The organism is Mesorhizobium sp. WSM4846, from assembly GCF_055811415.1.
The window spans coordinates 88,631-104,533 of sequence record NZ_JBVVPZ010000004.1; the positions used below are offsets into that span (position 1 = coordinate 88,631).

Here is a 15,903-nt window from a genome sequence, read left to right on the forward strand (position 1 = left end):
GTCATGCGCTCCTCTGGTGGGCTGAAAGGATGCGCGCGGCAAGCGCCATCAGCTGCCGGTCGCTGTTTTTCGGTCCGAGCAGCGAGAGGCCGAACGGGGCGCCGTCAACCAGGCCCAGCGGCAGGGTGATCTGCGGAAAGCCGGACAGGCCGGAAAGACACGACAGTCTCAGCGCGCGTTCGCGATAAGTCTGCAAATCGTCGAATGAGGCGGCCTTGAGCGGGGCGGCACCTGGAGCTGTCGGCAGCACAAGAACACTGTCTTCACCAAGCAGGTCGGCAAGTTCGCGACGAAACGAAACGCGACGTTCCGTTTCAAATTGTGCGGTTGCCGCGTCGATGGTTGCGCCATGCTCGAAGCGCTCCTTGACGCCGGGGCCGAGCATCCGCTCGCTGCCGGCGATCCAGGCACCATGATTTTGCCACGCCTCGTAACCCTGCAGCTTGCGGAAGCACCAATAGAGATCGTCGGTGGAATGCGACAGCGGGGCAACGGTGCGCGGTGCGCCCAGCACCGATGAGACAGCGCGGACCATGGCGCGATACTCGTCGGCTTCCTGCGGGCCGAGCACGAGCCCGTCCAGCGCATCCAGCGCGAGGGGGCGCTGCAATTCTTGGTTGTGCAGATCGTCGCCGAGCAGCACCGCGCCGACCTTGTCGTAGGTGACCATGTCTCTGGCGAACCAGCCGAACGTATCAAGTGAAGGGGCCAGCGGCATGGCGCCTTCGAGCGAGATGCGGCCATGCGTGGTCCTCAGGCCGATCAGCCCACAAAAGCTTGCCGGGGCGCGGATCGAGCCGCCGGTATCGGATCCGGCGGCGATGTCGGCCAGCCCGCCGGCGACCGCGGCGGCGGAACCGGAGGACGAGCCGCCGGTGACGCGATCAGGTGCTGCCGGATTGACCGGCGACGGGAAATGCGCGTTCAGCCCCATCAGCGAGAAGGCCAGTTCGTCGGTCTGCGTCTTGCCGACGAAGCGCGCGCCCGAATCAAGCAGCGCCTGGACGGCCGGCGCCGTCGCCGAGGCGGGTGAAGCCTCCTGGTATTTCCGCGGATTGCCGCAGCCGGTGCGGTAGCCGGCGACGTCGTAAATATCCTTGACGGCCAGCCGCAGGCCGGCAAGCGGACCGGATTGCGCATTGGATTCAGGGATACCGACGAGGTCGAGAAAAGCGTTCAGAGGGCCGCGAGTGCCTGTCATGCGTTCGATATCCGGATACAGTTGTTGCAACATTGTTCGACGCCAGGAATTTTACAACCTGGCGTACGATTTTTATTGATTGTGAAATCCATCGACCTTATATCGCGCTTGCCCAAAGTCGCACGTGCCTGTGGGTGTCCGCCGATCCTCAAAATGGTGAGGGATATCGGTAAGGTAACTGGAGCTAACCCCTCCAGTCGGTTTAGCGGCCAACCGCCAGACCGAGGACACCTTGAAGCAACGACGGTGCGGGCCTTTCTGGTGTTCTGCCGGTCGTCCAAAGACCGGGGTTACTGAAGAGGCACACCTTCATTGCCGGCAGTGCGGAACGGGTTCTCCCAATCCAAGCCAAGGCAGACAAAGCGAACCGAGGCCGGGCAAGGCCAAGGTTCACCGCCGCGAGACGGCGCTTCATGGTTCCGGGGTCTCCACCGGCTGGTTCCATGGATTGACGTCCCGCCTTTGTCCACCGCGTGTTCGCGAGGTCGATGACTTGCGTCCCGCAGCCTTTGTGCGCGCCGAAAGGCGCTATGGAGAGACCCCGATGGCTACCCAGCGCATCCTTGACTTCCTCGCCACCCGACGTCCGAACGGCCCTTGCCTCGTCGTCGATCTCGATGTCGTGCGCGACAATTTCCGCGCCTTCGAGAAGGCGCTTCCCGATTCGAAAATCTACTATGCGGTGAAAGCAAATCCGGCGCCGGAAATCCTGCGCCTGCTTGCTGCGATGGGCTCGTCCTTCGACACCGCTTCCGTTGCCGAAGTCGAGATGGCCATGGACGCCGGCGCGCCGGCGGACCGCATCTCCTTCGGCAACACCATCAAGAAGGAGCGCGACATCCAGCGCGCCTATCAGCTCGGCATCCGGCTGTTCGCGGTGGATTGCGTCGAGGAGGTCGAGAAGATCGCCCGCGTCGCACCCGGCGCCCGTGTGTTCTGCCGCGTGCTGACCGACGGCGAAGGCGCCGAATGGCCGCTGTCGCGCAAGTTCGGCTGCGTGCCGGCGATGGCGGTCGACGTGCTGCGCCATGCGAGGGCGCTTGGGCTGGACCCCTATGGCGTGTCGTTCCATGTCGGCTCGCAGCAGACCGACCTGACCGCCTGGGACCGCGCGCTCGGCGACGCCAAAAAGGTGTTCGCTACGCTCGCTGACGAAGGCATTGTGCTCAAGATGGTCAATATGGGCGGCGGTTTCCCGACCCGTTACCTCAGGGACGTGCCGGTGGCACAGGCCTATGGCCAGGCGATCTTCTCGGCGCTGCGCAAGCATTTCGGCAACGCGATTCCCGAGACCATCATCGAACCGGGCCGCGGCATGGTCGGCAATGCCGGCGTCATCAAGTCGGAAGTCGTGCTGATCTCGAAGAAGGCCGACAACGACAACGTGCGTTGGGTCTTCCTCGACATCGGCAAGTTCGGCGGGCTCGCCGAGACGATGGACGAGGCGATCCGCTACCCGATCGTCACCGCGCATGACGGCACCGAGACCGCGCCGTGCGTGCTCGCCGGCCCGACCTGCGATTCGGCCGACGTGATGTACGAGAAGACGCCATATCCGCTGCCCCTGTCGCTGACCATCGGCGACGAAGTGCTGATCGAGGGCACCGGCGCCTACACGACGACCTACGCCTCGGTCGCCTTCAACGGCTTCGAGCCTCTCCGATCCTACGTCATCTGACGGCTCGTAAGAGCCGGTCAGATCATCCCTAGGTGGGCGCCTGTCGCCCGCCCGGTCTCGCCTGTGGAACAATCCGCTCGTGAAGGATCGTGGAAATGGAAATTGTGGATTTCTTTGTTGGAGGCGCTGAGCATTGGCCGATCTCCCCTCTAAGGGGGGAGATCGCCGGCGGGCCAGAGGGGGTCGGCTCAGCTGTCGCGACCTCTCTTGGACTGTGTGGGGCTGGCGCTTCACGCGCGGCGACCCCCTCTGTCGCCTTTGGCGACATCTCCCACTCGAGGGGGGAGATTGCTGGCGCTTTCGTCATCACCGCCGAAACCGCTGCCGACGTCCCGGCGCGCGAGGCCTTGCTCGATCGCGCCATGGGGCCGAAGCGCCGGAAGAAATCATCGGAAAAGCTGCGGCGCGGCCGCCGGCCTTCGGAAGGCCTGGCCTTTGTCGCACGCGACGCGTCGGGCGCCGTCACTGGCACCATGCGGCTGTGGGATGTCGTGTTGGGCGAGGGCGGTAGGTCAGCGCTTCTGCTTGGCCCGCTCGCCGTCGATCCGACAATCAAGAATGCCGGCATCGGCTCGGCGCTGATGCGCCTTGCAATCACTGAAGCGGCGCGCCTCGGCCATGCGGCGATCCTGCTGGTCGGCGATGCGCCCTATTACGAGCGCTTCGGGTTCTCGGCCGATAAAACCGGCTCGCTGGCCATGCCGGGACCTTATGAGCGGCACCGCCTGCTGGCGCTGGAGCTGGTGGATGGCGTGCTCGCCGGCGCGCAGGGCACGCTGAAGGCGGCGGGGCGCAAGCTGAAGGCACAGCGGCTGCCGCTGGCAGCCTGACGGATCGGAAACAAGCCGCTGCCATCGGGCGGCGGTTTGTTTCCATCCAGGTTTGGAGTGGATCAGCCGATCAACTGGCTCAGCGCCATGGCGACGCTCATGTCGCCTTCGACCTTTATCTTGCCGGACATGAACGCCATCGTCGGGTTGAGATCGCCTGATATCAGCGATTCCAGATCGTCGAGCGAAAGCTTTATCGTGCAGTCGGCCGGCGCGTCGGTGGTCGATACAGCAGCGCCGTCGATGACGATGACGCCGTCGCCTCCGGTATCGAATTTGACGGAACGATCGAACCCGGCACTCGCCACGCGCGCGCTGATCTTGTCGGCAATTTCCTGAACGCCCATGGCCGTTCTCCTCGTCTCGTTGCGTTTGTCGCACCCCATTGCACTTCGGTCTGGGGCACTTCGGTCTGGGGCACTTTGATCCGGCCCGAAGTCGCCGTCTTGCGCATTTCGCGATTACGGTCGCTGGCGCATATAGCTTCGGGTTGACGTTTACGTCAACGCGGTTCCCGATATGACGATGGGTTTTATCGCCGCAGTGAAGATGCGCTGTCCATACTGCCGGTGCGGCCGGCATCGTGCTTGCCATATCGACGCTTCTGCGACGCTTGCGGCATTCCGCGGGCGGCTGACCGAAGGTCATCTGATGCGGCGCTATGCCGAGGCGCTCGACAAGTCGAGGCGAGATCAGTCGGGCGAGGGTAGGCCAGGCGGACTGGCCGGCTCCGACTGCCGACGCCGCCACACCCCGGCAAGAATAGATCGGTCATGGATGGGCCGCGTTGGGCAGGCGACGGAGATTCCCATTGCATTCCAGCTAGACACGGCCGGCAAATGACCGCTACCATCCCCATGTCGCTTTGAATCAGGTTTCACCTGGAGATCGAGTGCTCGAAGAACCGAACAGAAATCCCGGATCCCATCGTTATGGGAAGCCGAGTTTGTGGTGGCCGCCACCGCTGGGTTAATCGCAGGCGAGCCTGATCCAAACTGAAAATTAAATTTCGTGTTCAGAGAGACACCGTCATGAATACCATGCTTTCCGTGGAAGCCCGGGAGACCGCGCTTGCCGTGACTTTCTCGTCAGGCGAAACCGTCTGCTATCCCTGGCTTTGGCTAAAGGATAATGCACCATCGGCGTTTCACGCACAGACCGAAGAGCGAATATTCGACCTGACCAGCGTGGACGCCTCACTCAGGCCCCTCAGCGTGAGGGACAGAGGCGGCGCGGTGAGCATTGTCTGGCCGAACGACCAGTCTGAGGAGGAAATCCCGGGCCATTTCTTTGAATCCTACCGTCTGGGCAGAAAGCGGCACGATCCGGCCGAGATCGCTCCGAAACTCTGGGACGGCTCGATCGATCTTGGAACCATACCGCGTTACCCAGCCGGAGATCTCTTTCAAAGCGATGCCGATTAGGTTGCCTGGCTGAAGGCGACGGCTGCATACCGGCTCTCCATCGTCGATGGGCTTGGCAATGATCCCGACGCCGGGCGACGTGCGGCCGAGCGGATAGGTTTCCTGCGCTAGACAAATTTCGGCACCATATTCGAAGTCGTCTCGATGCCGAACCCGAACAACTTGGCCTACACCCCGGTCGCCCTGCCGTTACACACCGATCTCGCCAACCAGGAGGTGCCACCCGGCTATCAATTCCTGCATTGTATCGCGAATGAAGCTGAGGGCGGTGGATCGGTCTTTGCCGACGGGTTTGCGGTCGTGGCCGCATTACAGGCGGAAGATCCGGAAGCCTACCGTCTCTTGTGCGAGGTCGAGATACCCTATCGTTTTCATGACGAAAACTACGATCTGCGCGGTCGGTTTCCTGTGATCGTAACTCGGCGCAATGGGGAAGTGACAGAGTTGCGGTTCAACGCTCATCTCGTCGATGTCATCGACCTTCCCTCCGACATATGCGCGCCGTTTTATGCGGCTTATCGCAAGCTGATGATGATGATCCGCAGTTCGCGTTTTCAAATAGCCTACCGCCTTAAGGCGGGGGAAATGGCGGTCTTCGACAATCGCCGGGTGCTTCACGGCCGCCAATCGTTCAACCCAAACACAGGGCCGAGACACCTGCGGGGCTGCTATGTCGATCGGGGTGAGTTTCAGAGTCGTATTCGCGTCCTCTCCCGATAGCGGCACGACAACCATCGCGGGATGTGCGGTCAGCGGCGGTCGGTGTCCAAGTCTGGAACTCTGTTTGCCCGAAAGCGGGCGACAATCAGGGCAGTTACGAGGTCTGCATCATTCAAACAGACGAGGACAGTGGCCAAGCCCGTCCCTAGCGTGGGCTCGCCTCATGCGCCACCGCGCGATCAGGGGAAGGGGATGAACCCGTATCCGGGAGGCGAGGATCAAGACCCCAGATGGCGTTACAGTAGGGGATGTTCAGTCATGAAAATCAGAAGTCTGATCAAGCGTGCCGAGACGGTGGACAGGGCATTCAAGGAACTCGAAGCCGATTTGGCGGATGCGTTCGATGAGTGTCTCAACCTGGACGACCAATCGCCGTTGGACAACGTTCCAGATGAGAATCTCGCGGCAAGGAATGACAACTCTCAGCCCGAGGACGATGCCGACGCTCCCGAAATCGCACGGCGGCTGACCTCCCACACACAAACCCGCCTGGCTGCGCTCGATGCCGTTGAGGGGCTGTTTGACGATGCGCGGGAGTATCTGGAGGAGATCAACACGAAACTGTCGGAGATCGCGACCTCGCATCATCTGACAGGCGAATTCCTGAAGCTGCTTCACGGGGACATTCTTCGCGCCAACGAACTGGAACTGGCAAATGTCAGCCTGACCACGCAGCAAAGAGTGCTATCGGAGCAGTTCCACGATGCGACCAGAAAGCAGCGCGAGCGTGAAAGCGCCGTCGAGGCCCTGCAGCAGCGCGAGATAAGCCTGGCCGAGGATAAGGAGGCACTTCGCAGTGCGCTGGCTGCAGCAAAGCTGGAACTCGTCGTGGCAGGCAATGCGAGCGCAGAACGCGAAGCGGAGTTCGGCGACCTCGTCAAAACGCTTTCGGCCAGAACGGCCGAGGCCAACCGATGCGCGCGCGAGAACGAGATATTGCGGGAAAAGCATGTCAGCCTGTCGATCGACTTCGACAAGGCGCTGAAGCGGGAAGCTGAGGCGCGGCACCGGCTGGACGAGCTCTCGACGATTCATGCCAGTGACGCGGCGCGACTTTCGGAACTGCTGTCTGCGCTCGACAAGAGCGAACAAGAGGAGATGCGGCTGCAGAAATCGCTCGATATCGCGCAAGCGAAGCTGTCGGAAATGACGGAAGCGGCCCGTATCATGGAAGGTGACAGGGAAGCCGAACGTGCGCGTAGTTTCGCTGAGATCGGCGGCCTGCGTTCTGAAATTCGCAACCTCCAATCACGATTGGAAGTCGCCTCGAGCGAGAACAATCAAGCCGCGAGCGAGATCGCCAATCTGAAGGCTCAATGGAGCGACGCCGTCGCCGAAAAGCAAATTGCGGAGGAAAGGTTGTCCGTTCTCAGAAAGGAGAACGAAAACGACAAGATGCACCTTTCGACCGTGAGCGCGAATTTTTCGCAGCTTTCCCTGCAGCAGGCATCCGAACAGATACAGCTCGATGTCCAGAGGCAGGAATGCGAGGATCTGCGAGCCGAAGTCGCGGTGCTCGACGCCCGGGTCAAGGAACTGTTGCCCTATGAGCGTCTCCACAAGGTCACAAACGCCAAACCGCATGAGAACGGCGCGGTCGAGATCACCGGTGTCGTGGCGGAGAAGTCCCGCGCCACAAGCAGGCGGCGCGTCCGTACGAGCCTGCGCGCCGCATCCTGACGCGCGGGTTGTCACTTGGCAGTCTTGTTTGCTTTACGGGAACAGACTGAAGGTCGGTTGTCGACGCAACGCAGATTCGGCGAATTAGCTTGCGTGCGCTTCCTTCCTCAGGGCTTCCCCGCCCTAGTGTACGGTGTTGCCCGTCAGGTTAGCGTATGGATCGAAGCGTCATTTCTCACCAAACTCGACACACCGGCACCGCCTGACTAGCCCTCGAGGAAGTCCAGGGCCTTCTCCACGAAGGCGCCGTGATACTGGAAAATGGCTGTATGCCCGCCGTCCTCGTACAGGACCAGTTCGGCATTGGGTAAGCGCCGTGCTAGGTCGACGGAATTGCTGGTGGGCACCATTCTGTCGTGATCGCCATTCACCACAAGGACCGGGTGCCGGACACGCGATAGGTCGGCAGGGCGCTCAAGGCCAAAGGCCCGGACTGCCTTGAGTTGCTGGCTGAAAGCGCCGAGCGCAATGGGCGTGTCGCGGTCATTGGTCCGTTCCTTCAAGCGCTGCAGAAACTCGCGCGCCGCCTTCTTGCCGTTGGGGCTTTGGGTGAAGAAGAGGTAGTTCTTTGGATCCTTTATGGTCAGCGCGGCGCGGATCATGTCGAAGATGGTGACGAACGTCACCCTGTCGATGCCGGTACCCCCGGCTGGGCCGGTTCCCGCGAGGATGATCTTGCGAACCAGATTAGGCTCCAGCTGAACAATCGCCTGGGCGATGAAGCCGCCAAGAGATAGGCCGAGCAGATCGACCTGCTCGAAGCCGAGAGCGCGGATGAAGGCAATCGCGTCGCGGGCCATCGCCTTCACCGTGTTGGGAGTGGACCCGCCTGATGCACCAACACCACGGCTATCGAAGGTGATAACGCGCCGTTTTGCGGCAATACCATCGACGACCCGGGGATCCCAATTGTCGAGAACCGCACTCAGATGAGTAAGGAAGATCACCGGTACCCCGGTTGTGGGCCCGAGCTCCCGGTAGGCGAATTTCGTACCGCCGACGTCTACCGTTTTCGTCGGCACGTCCCTGTGTTTGACGATCGCGGCAGGTCGCGACAGATGATGCACGTTCATGATGGTTTTCTTCCTTCTGGCTTGTCGCTGTCGCTGCCGCTGGGCTGGAGCAGCGCCTTCGCCGCCACCGCGCCAGCCTCAAGAATGCGATCGGACAGTTCGGTTCCGTTCACCGCGCGGGACAGCTCAAGCGTGCCGATCAGGGTCGCGAAGACGCCGAACGCGACAGCCTCGGGATCGCGGGCGTCGGGCGTCAGCTCGGCCGCCACCTGGCGTACGAGCTTGAGCAGGTGCTCGGCGTAAACTTGGCGCGTCTCGATCGGCTCACGCGCAATTTCGGGCAGCAGCGCGGCTGAAGCGCAACCTTTGCCTGGATTGTCTCGGTGTTCCGCCGACAGATACGTATCGATGGCCAATGACGTGCCGCCAGCGGCCAATAGCTCCTGTATCTGGGCCGTCTGGGCCTCCAGCGCGGCTGCCACACTCTCACGCACAAGCGCCCCCTTGGACGGAAAATGGGGATAGAAAGCTCCATTGGTCAGTCCCGCCTCACCCATGATGCCGGCGAGACCTGATGCAGCGATGCCGTCGGAGCGAAACCGTTCGGTCGCCACATCCATGATCCGCTGCCGCGATGCTTCCCTCCGGCCTTTCTCGTAGCGCATGTCTTTCTCCTTCGATCAGCTATTGCATTACGCTCATATTATCATTAAGTGACCATAATGCAATAGGGCAACGCATCGGAGATGGCGACCTGGCTCCAGGTCTCCTCAATTTAGGAAAGCTGCAATGAAGGCCTTCATCGTCGATCGATATGCAAAGAAAGCTCCCCTACGGCTTGGAGAGATTCCAGAGCCGGAAGTAGGGGAGAATGACGTGCTGGTGCAGATCCATGCCGCCAGCGTCAATCTGCTGGACTCCAAGATCAGGGATGGAGAGTTCAAGCTCATCCTGCCCTATCCCCGGCCCTTCGTTGCAGGCCATGACGTGGCCGGAACGGTCATTCGCGTCGGCTCGAAAGTCCGACAGTTCAAACCGGGCGACGAGGTCTATGCGCGAGTGCGCGACGGTCGGATCGGAGCGTTCGCCGAATACATCGCCATTGATAATGCGGACGTGGCCCTGAAGCCAAAGAACCTCAGCATGGAGGAGGCTGCGTCCATTCCCCTGGTGGGGCTGACCGCCTGGCAGGCGCTGGTTGAAAAAGCGAAGCTGAAGAAAGGACAGAAGGTCTTTATTCAGGCTGGCTCCGGCGGAGTGGGGACATTCGCCATCCAATTGGCAAAGCACCTCGGCGCGACGGTCGCCACGACGACAAGCGCATCGAACACGGATATGGTAAGGAAGCTGGGCGCCGATGTCATTGTCGACTACAAGAAGGATGACTTCGAGAAAGTGCTTTCGGGCTACGATGTCGTCCTGAACAGCCAGGACAACAAGACCCTCGAAAAGTCTCTGCGTGTGTTGAAGCCAGGTGGCGTAGCCGTTTCGATCTCCGGTCCGCCCGATCCTGGGTTTGCCAGGGAGAAGGGGCTGAGCTGGGTGCTGAACCTGGTCATGCGCGTTCTGAGCGCAGGCATCAGGAGACGGACAAAACGCGCAGATGTCCGATATTCGTTCCTGTTCATGGCGGCCAATGGCGAGCAGTTGACAAAAATCACGTCGCTCATCGAAACGGGCGTCATCCGCCCGGTTATAGATCGCATCTTTCCGCTTGAGCAGACCAACGAGGCATTGGCATACATTGAACAGGGCCGGGCCAAGGGCAAGGTCATCATCAAGGTCAAATAGCTTCTCGGCGCAACGCGGCACAAGCGAATGAGCTTGCGCGTGCTTCCTCCGACAGGGCCTCCGCCAACCTAATGCTCGATTGGTCCTTTCGGCATGACGATCGCGGTGCCGGCGGTTGTCGGACGCTCGATCATGCGGCGGACGCGCGGCGGCTCGTCGCCGCTGTGCAGCGCCCGCAGGCGCTCGCCGACAACGGCGTCGGCGTGGGTGGCCCGCTTGTTGTGGCGGATGTATTCGAGCCATGTCGGCGTGTGATAGTGCTCGATCCATATTGCGGGATTTTCGAGATCGCGCGCCAGCGTCCAGTTGCGGGCGCCGTCACGGCGGCGGATGCGGCCGCGCTCGGCCATGGTGGCCAGGAATTCCGGCACGTCCTCCTCGCGGATGATGTATTCGATCATGATGGCGATCGGGCCGCTGCGCAGTTTTAGATCGAGCGCAAGGTGCGGCTCCTTGAAACGGTTCAGCGGATCGAGGTTGAGCACCGCCTGCTGCGGCAAGGGCAGCAACAGGCCGATCGCGCCGCCAGCCAGCATCGTAACGGCGGCTGCGGTCAGCGCGAACTCGGCGCCCTGCGCATCGGCGACGACACCCCAGATCCAGCTGCCGAGGGCGATGCCGCCGAAGGTCGCCGTCTGATAGACCGAGAGCACCCGGCCGACCACCCAGCGCGGCGTCGACATCTGCACCGTGACGTTGAAATGCGCCAGCGCGACCACCCAGCAGGCGCCGCCGATGAGCAGCCCGAGCGACGTTTGCCAGGCCTGATCGCTGACGGCGGCATTGAAGGCGCAGAGCGCAAAGCCGCCGAATGCCATGCGCACCATCGTCTCGCTCGACAGGATCTGCCGCAGCCTGACGCTGATCAGCGCGCCGCCGACGGCGCCGATGCCGAAAGCACCGAGCATGATGCCGTAGGTCAAGGCATCGCCCTTGACGACATTGCGCGCCACCAGCGGCAGCAGTGCCAGGACCGCACCGGCGCTGAAGCCGAAAGCCGCACCCCTTACCAGCACCTTGCCGATATTTGGTGACATCGCGACGTATCGCAGGCCAGCACCCATCGCCGCGCCCAGCGTCTCGCGCGGCAGTGTCGAGGCCGGCAATTCCGGCTTCCAGCGGGCCAGCACGATGATCAGCCCGACATAGCTCAATGCGTTGGCGGCAAAGGCCGCTGCAGCACCTGCGGCGGCAACGATGATGCCGCCGATCGCTGGGCCGACGCTGCGCGTCAGGTTGAAGCCCAAGGAGTTGAGCGCGACGGCCGCCGGCAGCTTGGCGCGCGGCACCATGTCGCCGACAGAAGCCTGCCATGACGGGTTGTAAAGCGCCGTGCCGCAGTTGATCAGGAAGGCGAAGGCCAGCAGCGTCCACGGCGTTATCAAGCCAAGATAGGTGAACACGATCAGCAGAACCGAGACGATCAGCATGAAGATCTGGGCAATCAGCATGACCTTGCGCCGGTTGAAGCTGTCGGCGATGGCGCCGGCAACGAGCGCAAACAGCATGATCGGCAAGGTGGTCGAGGCCTGGACCAGCGCAACCTGATAGGACGAGGTGGCGATCGTGGTCATCATCCAGGCGGCGCCGACGCCCTGGATCAAGCCACCGAAATTCGAAACCAGACTGGCGGACCATACGGCGCCAAAAATGCCGTGTCGGAACGGCGCCAGCGCCGAGACGCGTTCGCTGTCCGGCTCGTCGTCGATCATCGATGCTTCCCCGACTTCAAATGCTGCGTTCTTCCAGAATCGGTGCCCTCATGCCGTCCCCTAGAAGTAGAGCATGACCTCGCAAAGGGCGAACGCCTTTTCAAAGAAGATCATGGTCCAACAAAGAGATAGCGGTGGCGGGAACAGGTCGGCGGCCATTCTTGCAGGCCGCGTGAAGCGCTTCGGTGAGGTGTCCGACTTTCTGTCCGCCGCGCCCGCTGCCTTCTGCCGTGAACCGATAAGACGCGAACGAATGAGATTGGTGGGAAGCGGACTGGCGGCTTCAGGATTTTGTTTTCGATCGCAGGCATCGGCCAGTGCGAGCATCGCTGCGAACGACTTTCCCAGCGAGCCAGCAACAGAAGCCGCCTGCTGCAAGAACTCGGCGCGTTGGGCCAGAAATACTTAGCGACTTGACGAAGTTTTCGCTTGCGCCACCGGCAAATGGGCGATAGTTAGCGAAATGGCTAAGCATGATCCTGATCTCTCGCTGCTCTTCCACGCACTCGCTGATCCGACCCGCCGGTCGATCCTGACCCGGCTCGCCGAAACACCTGCGCGGGTAACGGATCTGGCTGGGCCCACGGGACTGCGGCTGCCCACGGTGATGCGGCACCTTTCCGTGCTGGAGGAGGTAGGGTTGATCACCACGTCCAAGGACGGGCGGATACGCACCTGCGCCATCGTACCCGAGGCTCTGGATCCAGCGCGGACTTGGCTCGATGAACAGCGGGCCATCTGGGAATCTCGGCTCGACCGGTTGGACGCATTTGTGATGAATGTGATGAAGAAGGAACGCGCAGAATGACACAGAACCTCGCTACAAACAGTGCGACCCGTGCGGTGCCCGATGATAGGAAGGGCCGTTTTGCGACGCTGACCTTCGAACGGGACGTGGCCGCGCCACTGGCCGTGCTGTGGGAGGCTTGGACGGCGCCGGCCGCGCGGGCGATCTGGGCTGCGCCGTCGCCCTCGGTCACCGTGGAGTTTTTGGAGGCCGACACCAGGGTGGGTGGACGCGAGATCTCGCTCTGCAAGGCAGAGGGCCAGCCGGACATCCGCTGCGAGAATGGCTGGCTGGCGTTGCAGCCATCGATATGCAGTGTGAACTACGAGGTGATCTCGTGCGAAGGCGTGACGCAATCGGTCGCGCTGGTGACGGCGGATGTCTCGGGAACGCACGAGCGCAGCCGGTTGGTCGTGACGGTGCAACTTTCCTCGCTGGCGCAGTACATGGAAGCAGGCTATCGGGCGGGCTTCGGCGCCGGCCTGGACAATCTCGCGGGCGCGGCCGAACGGACCATGGTGCTGCAGCGGGTGATTCAGGCGCCGCGGTCCATGGTGTGGGGCGCGTGGATGAACCCTGAAACGCTGCCGCAATGGTGGGGGCCGGAAGGCTTCTCCTGTCGAACGAAGAGGATCGACCTGCGAGCGGGCGGCGAGTGGGTATTCGACATGATCGGGCCTGACGGCACGGTTTTCCCGAACCACCATCTCTATAACGAGGTCCGGCCCGAGGAGAGGATCGGCTATACGCTGCATTGGGGCGAGAACGGGCCGAAACATGCCGACGCCTGGGCCTCGTTCGAGGACCAGGACGGGGCAACGAAGGTGACGCTGGGCATGGTATTCAGCACGGCCGCCGAGTTCCAGGAGGCGAAGGGCTTCGGTGCCGTGGAACTGGGACTGCAAACTCTCGGCAAACTGGAACGCTTCGTCGCATCCCGCTGAAATGCTGCGATTTCCCGTCGGCCCGAATCAGGGCTTGTGGACGAGGTCCTCCTCCATGTCGCGCCCGTCCTCAATGGCGACGGCATCCGCCGCTTCAGTCAGAACGGCATAGCCGGTCGGACTGGAGCGGTCAGGCTGGAGAAGACCGAGCTCTCGGAAGCGGGGCAGATCACCAACATGCGCTTCCGCTTCACGGGATAGGCCGAGAATTCACAAAGGGATACACGAAGAGGAGTGTTCTATGAGAAAACTGATCATATGGGACATGGTGAGCGTCGACGGCTTCTTCGAAGGTCCTGACAGGGACATCAGCTGGTTCGTCTTCGAAGAAGAACTCGAGAACTACATTCGTGAAACCCACGAAAAGGCCGACACGCTGATCTTCGGCCGGGTGACCTACGAGCTCATGGCAGCCTATTGGCCGTCCGAGCAAGGCTGGATCGCGGATTTCATGAACAAGATCGAGAAGGTGGTCTTCTCGCGCACGCTGAAAAGCGCCGACTGGAACAACACGAAGCTCTTCAACGGCAATGTCGCGGAAGAAGTCTCCAAGCTGAAGAGCAGGGACGGCGGAGACATCTTCGTGTTCGGCAGCGCCGACCTCACGGCGACCCTGATGGAGCACGGCCTGATCGACGAGTATCACCTCGGGATCAACCCCGTCATTCTCGGGAAAGGCACGCCGCTCTTCAAGGGCGGCCCGAGCCGGATACCCCTGAAGCATCTCGAGACGAAGACGCTCAAGTCAGGTGTTGTCATCCTCCATTACGCGCCGGAGAGCAGACAATGACGATCGATCCACTCTTTCCCGTCAAGTAGGCCTTGTCGAAATATGAGGGCCTGGGGAAGCGGCGCGCTCCAGGACGATCGGCGCCAAGGGGCGTAGCTGCCATCACCGCTAAGCTCTCTCGGGTCGAACGCACGGGGCAGCCCTTTGGGCGACATGCATTACCGATCTTCGAATCCGGTCAGCACGCCGACGGCATTGATGCCGATTTCCTCGACGGCATAGCCGCCTTCCATGACGAACAGCGTCGGCAGGCCGAGCTTGGCGATGCGACGGCCAATCCTGGGATAGTCGGCGCTTTTCAGCTTAAACCTGCTGATCGGGTCCTTCTCGAACGTGTCGACGCCGAGCGAGACGACAACGACCTCCGGAGCGTAAGCCGCAAGTTTTGCGCAGGCGTCCTCCAGCGAAGCATTCCAGGCATCCCATGCGGTGCCGAACGGCATGGGGTAGTTGACATTGAAGCCTTCGCCGGCGCCAGCGCCGCGCTCGTCGGCATGGCCCAGGAAGAACGGATATTCGGTCATCGGGTCACCATGCAGGTTCAGCACCTGCACGTCGCCGCGGCTGTAGAAAATCTCCTGCGTGCCGTTGCCGTGATGGTAATCGACATCGAGGATCGAGACGCGCCTGGCGCCCTGGTCGCGGAACCATTGCGCGGCAACCGCGGCGTTGTTGATGTAGCAATAGCCGCCCATGAACGCCGCACCGGCATGATGGCCGGGCGGGCGGCAGAGCGCGAATGCTGATATCTCGCCGCCCTTGACCAGGGCGGCTGCGGTCAGCGCCACATCATAGGACGACTTGATCGCCTCCCAGGTACCCTTGACGAAGCTGGCGCCGCCGTCGAAGGAATAAAAGCCAAGCAGCGCATCGATGGTTTGCGGGCGCACATCGCCGCGCAAGCCGCGCGTCGGCCAGGTGAAGGGGATGGCCGAGCCCGTCCGGCCCGACGCTTCCCACAGCGGCCATACCGTCGGCAGGAAGTCGATGTAGTCGCTGGTATGCACCTGCTTGGCGGCAGCGAGGTCGTGCGTGTCGGGCGGCAGCACCGGGCCGAGCTTTTCGCTCTCCACCCGCGCCTTGATGAACTCGGCGCGCGAGGGCTTCTCGAAGGCCGGCACGATGGCGCCCGAAATGAGCTCGAAATTGCCGGCATGACCGGCGTGAAGAGGGGAGAAAACAGTCTTCATTTTGGCGGCCGGCTCGCTCTTCGGGTTGCGTATCCGTCATTGACGAATTGCTTTGTGCCAGAGAGTTTCAGCCCCGCCAAGAGGCTTCCCGGATCCTTGTTGCGGGTGGCAGCGGCGGCTTGCCAGACGTCAATACTCTGCTA

At 61.9% G+C, this 15,903-nt stretch carries 17 protein-coding genes; 10 read left to right on the forward strand and 7 right to left on the reverse strand.

The window, feature by feature from the left end:
• Position 1: 1 nt before the first annotated feature.
• A complete protein-coding gene (locus tag AC0L15_RS05740; protein WP_287246130.1) occupies positions 2–1,201 on the reverse strand; it encodes an amidase in 1,200 nt (399 codons plus the stop codon).
• Positions 1,202–1,745: 544 nt separating this feature from the next.
• Here AC0L15_RS05740 and odc2 point away from each other — a divergent pair.
• Positions 1,746–2,879 (forward strand): ornithine/lysine decarboxylase, encoded by a 1,134-nt coding sequence (gene odc2, locus AC0L15_RS05745; protein ID WP_287246131.1) that lies wholly within the window; start codon positions 1,746–1,748, stop codon positions 2,877–2,879.
• A 266-nt stretch (positions 2,880–3,145) separates the two neighbouring features.
• Positions 3,146–3,709 (forward strand): GNAT family N-acetyltransferase, encoded by a 564-nt coding sequence (locus tag AC0L15_RS05750; protein WP_287246593.1) that lies wholly within the window; start codon positions 3,146–3,148, stop codon positions 3,707–3,709.
• A gap of 62 nt (positions 3,710–3,771) precedes the next feature.
• On the opposite strand, the gene AC0L15_RS05755 is transcribed toward AC0L15_RS05750, so the two are convergent.
• On the reverse strand, positions 3,772–4,056 hold the full coding sequence (locus AC0L15_RS05755) for an SCP2 sterol-binding domain-containing protein (RefSeq protein ID WP_023798033.1): 285 nt from the start codon (positions 4,054–4,056) through the stop codon (positions 3,772–3,774).
• Positions 4,057–4,740: 684 nt separating this feature from the next.
• On the opposite strand from AC0L15_RS05755, the gene AC0L15_RS05760 reads away from it, so the two are divergent.
• From AC0L15_RS05760 to AC0L15_RS05770, 3 genes are all read left to right on the forward strand, one after another.
• Positions 4,741–5,133: a gamma-butyrobetaine hydroxylase-like domain-containing protein gene (locus tag AC0L15_RS05760; protein WP_287246133.1), complete on the forward strand. Its 393-nt coding sequence runs from the start codon at positions 4,741–4,743 to the stop codon at positions 5,131–5,133.
• Positions 5,134–5,259: 126 nt separating this feature from the next.
• Entirely contained in the window at positions 5,260–5,853 is a 594-nt protein-coding gene (locus AC0L15_RS05765) for a TauD/TfdA family dioxygenase (RefSeq protein WP_353813034.1), read from the forward strand.
• A 258-nt stretch (positions 5,854–6,111) separates the two neighbouring features.
• Complete coding sequence (locus AC0L15_RS05770) at positions 6,112–7,533, forward strand: coiled-coil domain-containing protein (RefSeq protein WP_473495993.1); 1,422 nt, start codon at positions 6,112–6,114, stop codon at positions 7,531–7,533.
• A gap of 206 nt (positions 7,534–7,739) precedes the next feature.
• Here AC0L15_RS05770 and AC0L15_RS05775 read toward each other — a convergent pair whose 3' ends face one another.
• The gene (locus AC0L15_RS05775; protein ID WP_287246137.1) at positions 7,740–8,606 is read right to left on the reverse strand and encodes an alpha/beta fold hydrolase; all 867 of its coding nucleotides are present in this window, start codon (positions 8,604–8,606) and stop codon (positions 7,740–7,742) included.
• Positions 8,603–9,211, reverse strand: a complete 609-nt coding sequence (locus AC0L15_RS05780; protein ID WP_287246138.1) for a TetR/AcrR family transcriptional regulator — start codon at positions 9,209–9,211, stop codon at positions 8,603–8,605. The genes AC0L15_RS05775 and AC0L15_RS05780 overlap by 4 nt, the downstream gene beginning before the upstream one ends.
• A gap of 124 nt (positions 9,212–9,335) precedes the next feature.
• Between AC0L15_RS05780 and AC0L15_RS05785 the strand changes: the two genes are divergently transcribed.
• A complete protein-coding gene (locus AC0L15_RS05785) occupies positions 9,336–10,337 on the forward strand; it encodes an NADP-dependent oxidoreductase (RefSeq protein WP_287246140.1) in 1,002 nt (333 codons plus the stop codon).
• Between the two features lie 68 nt (positions 10,338–10,405).
• Here the strand turns inward: AC0L15_RS05785 and AC0L15_RS05790 are convergent, their stop codons facing one another.
• Positions 10,406–12,049, reverse strand: a complete 1,644-nt coding sequence (locus tag AC0L15_RS05790) for an MFS transporter (protein ID WP_473495994.1) — start codon at positions 12,047–12,049, stop codon at positions 10,406–10,408.
• A 60-nt stretch (positions 12,050–12,109) separates the two neighbouring features.
• Positions 12,110–12,427 (reverse strand): hypothetical protein, encoded by a 318-nt coding sequence (locus tag AC0L15_RS05795; RefSeq protein ID WP_287325132.1) that lies wholly within the window; start codon positions 12,425–12,427, stop codon positions 12,110–12,112.
• An 85-nt stretch (positions 12,428–12,512) separates the two neighbouring features.
• Between AC0L15_RS05795 and AC0L15_RS05800 the strand changes: the two genes are divergently transcribed.
• The 4 genes from AC0L15_RS05800 to AC0L15_RS05815 are packed head-to-tail and all read left to right on the forward strand — an operon-like array spanning position 12,513 to position 14,570.
• A complete protein-coding gene (locus AC0L15_RS05800) occupies positions 12,513–12,857 on the forward strand; it encodes an ArsR/SmtB family transcription factor (protein ID WP_287246145.1) in 345 nt (114 codons plus the stop codon).
• Positions 12,854–13,780, forward strand: coding sequence for an SRPBCC family protein (locus tag AC0L15_RS05805; RefSeq protein WP_287246147.1), 927 nt, complete (start codon positions 12,854–12,856; stop codon positions 13,778–13,780). Before AC0L15_RS05800 ends, AC0L15_RS05805 begins: the two co-directional genes overlap by 4 nt.
• 36 nt (positions 13,781–13,816) lie before the next feature.
• Positions 13,817–13,981 (forward strand): hypothetical protein, encoded by a 165-nt coding sequence (locus AC0L15_RS05810; protein ID WP_287246149.1) that lies wholly within the window; start codon positions 13,817–13,819, stop codon positions 13,979–13,981.
• A 40-nt stretch (positions 13,982–14,021) separates the two neighbouring features.
• Positions 14,022–14,570: a dihydrofolate reductase family protein gene (locus tag AC0L15_RS05815; RefSeq protein ID WP_287246151.1), complete on the forward strand. Its 549-nt coding sequence runs from the start codon at positions 14,022–14,024 to the stop codon at positions 14,568–14,570.
• Positions 14,571–14,728: 158 nt separating this feature from the next.
• Here AC0L15_RS05815 and AC0L15_RS05820 read toward each other — a convergent pair whose 3' ends face one another.
• Entirely contained in the window at positions 14,729–15,760 is a 1,032-nt protein-coding gene (locus tag AC0L15_RS05820) for a histone deacetylase family protein (protein ID WP_287246152.1), read from the reverse strand.
• Positions 15,761–15,903: the final 143 nt, after the last annotated feature.